Raw genomic sequence first — 7788 nt, forward strand, 5'->3', positions numbered from 1 at the left:
TGTCGGCGAGCGGTGGCTGCGGCGCGTGCAATGCGCGCGGCGCTTGCGCGTGCAGTGAGGGCAGGGGAGAGTCACAGCTGCCCCTGCAGCCTGCCATATCCTCTGGGGCGTTTATCCACAGATGAAAAGTGAGCATGCGCGACAGGTGCTTACCGAATCTTGTCGCAATCTGCGCTAGCGCTTGCCGCTTTGCCGCCTATGCTGGAAGCGCACGGCAGGGTGATTTGTCACCATATGCCGATTCAGCGCATTCTCACTGGTAAATTGTAAGTTTAATGCTTACCCGGACCTTCTGTGTGTGCGTAACATGCACAACAATGTCGGTATAGTATGCTTGCCTGGTGGCGGATTCCCTGCCTTCGTGCAAGCATTCCGGCCCGTCGATACCGCTTGTTTGCGCAAGCTGGCGTCAAGAATCTGCCAGCAGTGTGGGCGCCAGCCCGGTTGCGTGCAACAATGCATGCTTGCAGCTGGATTCAGTTTTACAGCAAATCATTATATTTGAACGATTGGATTTCGCAACGTGACGCAAACCGCCGAATGGGCCGGCAACCCGCATGCACTGCATGCCGACCCGCTGCTTGACTGCCTGTCCGAACTGACCCGCATCTATGGGCGCCCGTCCAGCCCGCAGGCGCTGGCTGCCGGGTTGCCGCTGGTCAACAACAAGCTCACGCCATCCTTGTTGCCGCGCGCCGCTGCGCGCGCCGGGCTGGCCGCACGGCTGGTGCGCAAGAATCTGGATGAACTCAATTACCGCAGCCTGCCGGCGCTGCTGGTGCTGGATGACCAGCAGGCCTGCCTGCTGCTGGAATGGCTGCCCGATGGCCGCGCCCGCGTGCGCTGGTCCGATGCTGGCGAATCCAGCGACATCGTCAGTGCTGAAACGCTGGCACTGCAATATACCGGCGTGGCCGTGTTCGTACGGCCGCGCTTCCGCTTCGAGGCCCGTGCGCCCGAGCTGGGCAAGGTGCGTGCCAAGCACTGGTTCTGGAGCGTGGTGTTCGGCAACTGGCGCATCTATCGCGATGCATTGCTGGCCGCGCTGCTGATCAACCTGTTTGCGCTGACCCTGCCGCTGTTCTCGATGAACGTGTACGACCGCGTGGTGCCCAACCACGCGCAGGAAACGCTGTGGGTGCTGGCCATCGGCGCGCTGCTGGTGATGAGTTTCGACTTTGGCATGCGCACCGTGCGCAGCCACATCATCGACGTGGCGTCCAAACGCATCGACATCACCTTGTCCGCGCTCATCATGGAGCGCGTGCTGGGCATCAAGATGGCCAACCGGCCGCAGTCGGTCGGCTCGTTTGCCGCCAACCTGCGCAGTTTTGAATCGGTGCGCGATTTCATCGCTTCGGCATCGATTACCGCCGTGATCGACCTGCCCTTCGTGTTCCTGTTCCTGTTGGTGCTGATCTGGCTGTCGCCTTGGCTGCTGTTGCCGCCGCTGGCCGGCATGTTCCTGGTGGTGCTGTTCAGTCTGGTCACCCAGGGCAAGATGCACGAGCTGGTCGAGGCCACGCAGCGTGCCACCGCCCAGCGCAATGCCACGCTGGTGGAAAGCGTGGCCGGCATCGAGACCGTCAAGGCGCTTGAAGCCAGCAGCGGTTTCCAGCGCAAGTGGGAGGAATCCACCCTCTACATCGCGCAGATGGGCACCAAGATCAAGTTGCTGTCGTCCAGCACGGTCAACTTTGCCAACACGGCTGCACAGTGGGTCAACGTGGTGACGGTGATTACCGGCGTTTATCTGCTGATAGACAAGGAATTGTCCATGGGCGGCATCATTGCCGCATCCATGCTGTCCGGCCGCATCATGGCACCGTTCGGCCAGGTGGCCGGCCTGATGATGCAGTTCCAGAATGCGCGTACCGCGCTGAACGGCATCGAGTCGTACATGAACTTGCCGGTGGAACGCCCGGAAGGCAGCAACTTCCTGCACCGCGAGCATTTCAGCGGCGCCATCGAGTTCAAGCACGTGTCGTTCTCGTACGGCGGCCAGCCGGTGCTCAAGGATGTGTCGTTCCGCATCAACCCGGGTGAGCGCGTTGGCGTGATCGGCCGCATCGGCTCGGGCAAGAGCACGCTGGAAAAATTGATCCTCGGTCTTTACCAGCCCGAAGAGGGCGCCGTGCTGATCGATGGCGTCGATACCCGCCAGATCGATCCGGCCGACCTGCGCCGCGCCATCGGCTATGTGCCGCAAGACCCCATCCTGTTCTATGGCAGCCTGCGCGAGAACATCGTGATCGGCGCACCGCATGCCGATGATGCCATGGTGCTGGCTGCGGCCGACAACGCCGGCGTCAACGAATTTGCCGACGTGCATCCGCACGGCTTCGACATGATGATCGGCGAGCGCGGTGAATCATTGTCTGGCGGCCAGCGCCAGACGGTGGCCATTGCTCGCGCCTTGCTCAACGACCCGGCCATGTTGCTGCTGGACGAGCCAACCAGCTCGATGGACCACATGTCGGAGGAAAGACTGAAAGGGCGCATGCGCGCACTGATACCCGGCAAGACCCTGCTGCTGGTGACCCACCGCACCTCGATGCTTGATCTGGTTGACCGCCTCATCGTCGTTGACGATGGCGCGATTGTCGCCGACGGCCCCAAGGCCGTGGTGGTCGAAGCATTGCAGCAAGGCCGTGTGGGCCGGAGGTCTTGAGCATGAACAACATGAAAGTCACCATTGCCCGCCAGCGCCCGCCCACCTTGCTGGACCGTTTTACCCGTCGCAGCAACAAGGCGCTGGACACGCTGATGCGCACCGACAAGGGCCAGGGTGTCGATGCAAAGGATTTCATCGGCGATGCCGACTGGGCGATTGCCGAGCACAACCCGCGCGGCTCGCGCCTGATGGTTTGGCTGTCGCTGCTGGCCATGATCACCTTGCTGGTGTGGGCCGGGTTGTCGCCCATCGATGAAGTGACCAAGGGCGAGGGCAAGGTCATTCCGTCGCGCCAGGTGCAGATCGTGCAAAGCCTGGATGGCGGCATCGTGCAGCAGATCCTGGTGCGTGAAGGCGAGGTGGTGCAAAAGGGGCAGTTGCTGCTCAAGATAGACCCGACGCGCTTTGTCTCGTCGCTGAAGGAAAACCGTGCCCAATACCTGTCGCTCAAGGCCAAGGCCGCGCGGCTGGAGGCCATTTCCAGCGGCAAGGCTTTTGTGCCACCACCGGACGTCGAAGCCGAGGCGCCGGATCTGGTGGCGCAAGAGCAATCACTCTACCTGTCCAAGCGCGCCGAGCTTGAAGCCGGCGTCGGCGTGGCGCGCCAGCAACTGGCGCAACGCAGCCAGGAAATGAACGAAGTGCGTGCGCGGCGTGATCAGGCGGCGCAAAGCTTTGATCTCACGCAGCGCGAACTGGATGCCACTAAACCCTTGCTCAAGAGCGGTGCGGTGTCGGATGTCGACATCCTGCGGCTGGAGCGCGATATTGCCCGGTTCCGTGGCGAGCGTGATTCGGCCAATGCCCAATTGCCGCGCATCCAGTCGTCAATGGCGGAAGCCAGCAACAAGATCAATGAAGTCGAGCTGAATTTCCGCAATCTGGCACGAGTCGAGTTGTCCGAGACGCTGGGCAAGCTGAGCAGCCTGTCGGAAGGCAGCGTAGGGCTGGCCGACCGCGTCAAGCAGTCGGACATCCGCTCGCCGGTGCGGGGCACGGTCAAGACGCTGATGTTCAACACCGTCGGCGGCGTGGTGCAGCCGGGCAAGGACGTGATCGAGATCGTGCCGTCCGACGACGCGCTGCTGCTGGAGGCCAAGGTGCTGCCGCGCGACATCGCCTTCCTGCGTCCGGGCCAGAAGGCGCTGGTGAAGTTCACCGCTTATGACTTCGCCACCTACGGCGGGCTGGAAGCGACGCTGGAGCACATCTCGGCCGACACGGTGACCGACGACAAGGGCAATGCCTTCTTCGTGGTGCGCGTGCGCACGACGCAGTCCTTCATTGGTGAAAAGAAGCTGCCGATCATCCCCGGCATGGTGGCGGAGGTCGATATCCTGACCGGCAAGCGGTCTATTCTGGCTTATCTGCTCAAACCGGTGCTGCGCGCCAAAGCCAACGCCCTGACCGAACGATGAACCATCCGCCGCTCACCCTCATTACCGCCGACCCCGTACTGGCCGATCACTGGCGTACGGCGGCGGCCGGCTATACCGTGCATGTCGGCAACGAGCTGGACGAGGCCGGCCCGCTGGTGCTGGTCGATCTGGCCATGCCCGGCCTGCCCGGCCTTGCCGACCCGCGCTGGCATGCGTGGACGGCGATGCGGCTGGTCATCATGGCCAGCAGCCTGCCCAGCGATCTGGAAAACCTGCACGCGCTGCAGGCCGGCGCGCGTGGCTATGGTCATGCCTATGCGCCAAACGAATTCTGGACGCAGGTCCTGGATGTGGTCTCCAAAGGTGGTGCCTGGATCGGTCCACTGGTCATGCAGCGTTTGATTCAGACGCTCACGCGCAACGACATGCACGAGGCACACGACTGGCAATCCAAGGTGACCGAGCGCGAGGCCGAAGTGGCGCGGCTGGTGGCACGCGGCGCATCCAACAAGGAAATTGCCCGCGAGCTCGATATCACCGAGCGCACGGTGAAAGCACATCTGACAATCCTTTTCAGCAAACTGCATGTGGCAGACCGCTTGCAACTGGCGCTGCGCGTGAAGGGCATGCACTGAACTGGTCTGCTGAAATCTGTTGGTAATCAAGCAATTCTGACGGTTGTGTGCATCACATACTGTACTTCGGTACAGTAGATTGGTCTTGTCAGCTAACTTATCTTCAGGGCTCCCTAAAACAGGTCTCTGAGGATTTTCTGATGGCTCATCCCGCCGCTCATGCCAAGCTCGTTTCCGTCCACGGTCAAGCTTTCATCCGCGACGCCACCGGCAAGCTGACTCCGGTCCATGCGGGCCAGGAAATCGCTCAGGACCAGGTACTGGTTACATCCGCCCACGGTGAAGTGGTATTGCTGCTGCCCAATGGTGAACAGCAAACCATCGGCCCCGATCGCGCCGTGCTGGTCGACGCCCAGGTGCTGGCCGTCGAAACCCATGCTGTGGCCGATGCCGCGCTGAGCAATGTATCCAGCAGCGCCGCCATCGATACCGTCATCGCCAAGGGCGGTGACCTGTCGCAGGAACTCGAAGCCACCGCCGCCGGCCTGAATGCCGGTGGTGCTGCCGGTGATGGCGATCACTCCTTCATCCGTCTTGGCCGCATCAGCGAAGAAGTCGGCTCGGTCGAATTCCAGTCCGGCACGCCGATCGTCAGCCAGGAAACCACCCAGCAAACCCGCGCGGAACAAACCAACCACGCGCCCGAGCTGCTGGACGACAAGCAGGCGCCGCTGAGCGATAGCCAGCGCGTGAGCACGCCGGAAGATACTCCGTTCAAGGGCAAGTTCAATGCGGTCGACATCGACAATGACCCGCTGACCTTCTCCACCACCACCAACCCGCAGCACGGCACCGTCGTCATCAACAGCGATGGCAACTGGACCTACACGCCGGGCAAGGATTACAACGGCCAGGACAGCTTCGTGGTCTTGGTCAGCGATGGCAAGGGCGGCACCGATACCGTCACCATCAATGTCACCGTGACGCCGGTCAACGATAACCCGGTGCTGGTCGACAGCAACGGCAACCCGGTTGGTCAGGACCAGAATGCCACCACGCCGGAAGACACTCCGGTCTCGGGCAAGGTCGTCGCTACCGACGTCGATGGCGACGCCCTCAGCTATGGCAAGGGTAGCGACCCGGCGCACGGCTCGGTCACCGTCAACGCCGACGGCAACTGGACCTATACCCCGGGCAAGGATTACAACGGCAAGGACAGCTTCACCATTACCGTCAGCGACGGCCACGGCGGCAGCACAACCCTGACCGTCAATGTCGACGTTACGCCGGTCAACGACGCACCGACCGGCCAGAACCAGCAAGTCACCACGCCGGAAGACACCGCGCTCAACGGCAAGGTGGTTGCCACCGACGTTGACGGCGACACGCTGACCTACGGCAAGGCCAGTGACCCGGCCCACGGCGCAGTCACCGTCAATGCAGACGGCAGCTATGTCTATACCCCGGCCAAGGACTACAACGGCAACGATAGCTTTACCGTCAACGTGGCCGACGGCCACGGTGGCACGACCACTCTCACCGTCAACGTCGTGGTGACCCCGGTCAACGACGCTCCGGTCGGCCAGAACCAGAGCGTGACCACGCCGGAAGACACGCCGGTTTCGGGCAAGCTGACTGCCACCGACGTTGATGGCGATACGCTCACTTTCACCACCGGCAGCAACCCGGCCCACGGCAGCGTGACTGTCGGCACCGATGGCAGCTGGACCTACACCCCGGCCAAGGATTACAACGGCAGCGACAGCTTTACCGTCACCGTATCCGACGGCAAGGGCGGCCAGACCAGCCTGACCGTCAATGTCGGTGTGACCCCGGTGAACGATGCACCGGTGGGCCAGGACCAAAGCGTTACTACCAAGGTTGGCGTCCCGGTTAGCGGTACTGCCATAGCGACTGACGTCGATGGCGACGCGCTGACGTTTGCCAAGGGCAGCGATCCGGCGCACGGCCAGGTAACCGTCGATGCCGCCGGTAACTGGACCTATACCCCGGGCAAGGAGTACACCGGCAAGGACAGCTTTACCGTTACCGTGAGTGATGGCCATGGCGGCACGGCCACGCTGACCGTCAACGTTGGCATCAACGGCGGCGAAGTACCGCCGGTCAACCACAACCCGGTCGCCCACGACGACAACGCCAGCGTGACGCAAGACAGCAGCGTGACGATCGCGGTGCGCAGCAATGACACCGATGCCGATGGTGACAAGCTGAACGTCAGCGGCGTGACCCAGGGCGCAAATGGTTCGGTGGTCATCGATGGCATTACCGGCAACCCCATTTATACGCCGAATCCCGGTTTCACCGGCAAGGACAGCTTTACCTACACCATCAGCGACGGCCACGGCGGCACCTCGACCGCTACCGTCAGCGTGGTAGTGAATGCGGCAGAAAACCACAACCCGGTATTCACCGACAACAATGGCCCGCTGGGTGACAGCACCAGCGTGACCACGCCGGAAGACACCCCGGTCTCGGGCAAACTGACCGCGACCGACGCCGATGGCGACGCACTGACCTTTGCCAAGGGCAGCGATCCGGCGCATGGTTCGGTCAATGTCGATGGCAACGGTAACTGGACCTACACGCCGGACAAGGATTACAACGGTTCGGACAGCTTCACTGTCACCGTCTCTGACGGCAAGGGCGGCACCGATACGCTGACCGTCAATGTCGGCGTGACCCCGGTCAACGATGCACCGGTGGGCAAGGATGAAACCATCTCCACCCACCAGGACACCGCCGTCAACGGCACTGTCACCGCCACCGACGTCGATGGCGACAAGCTGACCTTCACCAAGGGCAGCGACCCGGTGCACGGCAGCGTCACCGTCAACGCTGACGGCAGCTACGTCTACACCCCGGCCAACGGCTACAACGGCAAGGACAGCTTCACCGTCTCGGTCGATGACGGCCACGGCGGCACCTCGACTGCCACCGTCAACGTCAACATCTCGGCCAACAACGACCCGGTCTTTGTCGACAACAACGGCAACCCGGTTGGTGCCAACCAGTCGGTCACCACCCCGGAAGACACCCCGGTTACTGGCAAGGTACAAGCCACCGACGTCGATGGCGATGCACTGACCTTCGCCAAGGGCAGCGACCCGGCGCACGGCCAGGTCTCGGTCGACGCCGCCGG

At 62.5% G+C, this 7788-nt stretch carries 4 protein-coding genes; all 4 read left to right on the forward strand.

The window, feature by feature from the left end:
- Nucleotides 1-523: 523 nt before the first annotated feature.
- Nucleotides 524-2671, forward strand: a complete 2148-nt coding sequence (locus tag B9A19_RS06100) for a type I secretion system permease/ATPase (protein WP_245804285.1) — start codon at nucleotides 524-526, stop codon at nucleotides 2669-2671.
- Between the two features lie 2 nt (nucleotides 2672-2673).
- The gene (locus B9A19_RS06105; protein WP_308418220.1) at nucleotides 2674-4092 is read left to right on the forward strand and encodes an HlyD family type I secretion periplasmic adaptor subunit; all 1419 of its coding nucleotides are present in this window, start codon (nucleotides 2674-2676) and stop codon (nucleotides 4090-4092) included.
- On the forward strand, nucleotides 4089-4688 hold the full coding sequence (locus B9A19_RS06110; protein ID WP_084089880.1) for a response regulator transcription factor: 600 nt from the start codon (nucleotides 4089-4091) through the stop codon (nucleotides 4686-4688). Before B9A19_RS06105 ends, B9A19_RS06110 begins: the two co-directional genes overlap by 4 nt.
- A 140-nt stretch (nucleotides 4689-4828) precedes the next feature.
- A partial coding sequence (locus B9A19_RS06115) for a retention module-containing protein (protein ID WP_139798683.1) occupies nucleotides 4829-7788 on the forward strand: 2960 nt, incomplete at its 3' end.

Source organism: Andreprevotia lacus DSM 23236, from assembly GCF_900176275.1.
GTDB classification, from domain to species: domain Bacteria; phylum Pseudomonadota; class Gammaproteobacteria; order Burkholderiales; family Chitinibacteraceae; genus Andreprevotia; species Andreprevotia lacus.

Excerpts from the sequence above, each read along its gene's own strand:
- B9A19_RS06110 (WP_084089880.1), top strand. The coding sequence starts at position 4,089 with ATGAACCATCCGCCGCTCACCCTCATTACCGCCGACCCCGTACTGGCC.
- B9A19_RS06105 (WP_308418220.1), top strand. The coding sequence starts at position 2,674 with ATGAACAACATGAAAGTCACCATTGCCCGCCAGCGCCCGCCCACCTTG.